Annotated in this window: 1 protein-coding gene; it reads left to right on the plus strand. The window is 59.2% G+C overall.

Going from position 1 to position 211, the window contains the following annotated elements:
• Positions 1-211: hypothetical protein (locus HJY11_RS14695; protein ID WP_208076578.1), on the plus strand; the 211-nt coding region annotated here is incomplete at both ends.

The raw sequence follows: 211 nt of genomic DNA on the forward strand, positions 1-211 counted from the left end.
TTTAAAACCACCGAAGTCTCCCGGCCCATCATTGAGCTGACGGTCAGCAACCCCAGCGTTACGATCAAAGTGGACGCCACCTCGGATGTGGACTATCTGCTGGCGGTCAACGGCAACGAGCCGGGCAATCTGCGCCACCCCATGGCCAATTACGTTCTGGACGCGGACAAGCCGCTTTTCCAGTCCGGCGGGACTTATGGTTCCGGTACCG

This window comes from Bittarella massiliensis (ex Durand et al. 2017), assembly GCF_017566145.1.
In the GTDB taxonomy this organism is placed as follows: domain Bacteria; phylum Bacillota; class Clostridia; order Oscillospirales; family Ruminococcaceae; genus Bittarella; species Bittarella massiliensis_A.